Genomic DNA, 1,004 nt, shown 5'->3' on the forward strand with positions numbered 1-1,004 from the left:
TGCTGAGCGCGCACCGAGGCGGCGTCGGGCTGATCGAAGATGGTGCGCACCAGGGTGGCCACGAACGGCTGCGCGGACTTGTTCACGCAGGTCAGAAGGTTGCGCAGGTAGTGGCTGCGGCACCGTTGCCAGGTCGCGCCCGGCAAGGTGGCGCCGATCGCGGCCACCAGCCCGGCGTGGCAGTCGGAGATGACCAGTTGCACGCCGGACAGGCCGCGAGCGACCAGGCCACGCAGGAACGCCAGCCAGCCCGCGCCGTCCTCGGCGCTGGTGACGTCCAGGCCGAGGATCTCGCGCCGGCCGTCGGCGTTGACGGCGGTCGCGACCAGGACGTGCACGTTGATGATGCGCCCGCCCTCGCGCACCTTCTGGGTCAGGGCGTCCAGCCACAGGAAGGTGTAGGGGCCGGCGTCCAAGGCGCGGGTGCGGAAGGCTGCGACCTGCTCATCCAGTGTCTTGGCCATCTGCGAGACCTGGCTTTTGGAGATGTGCTTGATGCCGAGTTGCTCGATGAGCTTGTCGACCCGCCGGGTGGAGACGCCGAGCAGGTAGCTGGTGGCCACGACGCTGATCAGCGCCTGCTCGGCCCGGCGGCGCCGCTCCAGTAGCCAGTCGGGGAAGTAGGAGCCTTCGCGCAGCTTGGGGATGGCCAGCTCGATCGAGCCTGCGCGGGTGTCCCATTCGCGGGTGCGGTAGCCGTTGCGCCGGTTGGTCCGCTCGGTGCTGCGTTCGCCGTAGGGGGCGCCGCACAGGCTGTCGGCCTCGGCCGACATCAACGCCTCGGCCATGGTCTTCACCATGGATCGCAACATATCTGGCTCGCTGGCTTCAAGCTGCTTGGCCAGCCATTGCCCGGGCGTCACACTGCTGTCTGCGGCCATCGTCGTGATCTCCTTCGATCTTGATCTTCGTTACTCGAAAGGATCACGCGATGGCCGTCGTCTTTTCACGACGCCGCGCTTGTGACCAGGTCAAACTCGTACACCACTTCCGTGGACGCAACC

2 protein-coding genes are annotated in these 1,004 nt (G+C 67.3%); one reads left to right on the top strand and one right to left on the bottom strand.

Going from position 1 to position 1,004, the window contains the following annotated elements; translation table 11 throughout:
• A partial coding sequence (locus HNP84_RS50895) for an IS256 family transposase (protein ID WP_446697332.1) occupies positions 1 to 812 on the bottom strand: 812 nt, incomplete at its 3' end.
• Between HNP84_RS50895 and HNP84_RS50900 the strand changes: the two genes are divergently transcribed.
• The gene (locus HNP84_RS50900; protein WP_185057389.1) at positions 799 to 966 is read left to right on the top strand and encodes a hypothetical protein; all 168 of its coding nucleotides are present in this window, start codon (positions 799 to 801) and stop codon (positions 964 to 966) included. The genes HNP84_RS50895 and HNP84_RS50900 overlap by 14 nt on opposite strands.
• The last annotated feature ends 38 nt before the right edge of the window (positions 967 to 1,004 follow it).

Source organism: Thermocatellispora tengchongensis, assembly GCF_014202315.1.
Classification (GTDB): domain Bacteria; phylum Actinomycetota; class Actinomycetes; order Streptosporangiales; family Streptosporangiaceae; genus Thermocatellispora; species Thermocatellispora tengchongensis.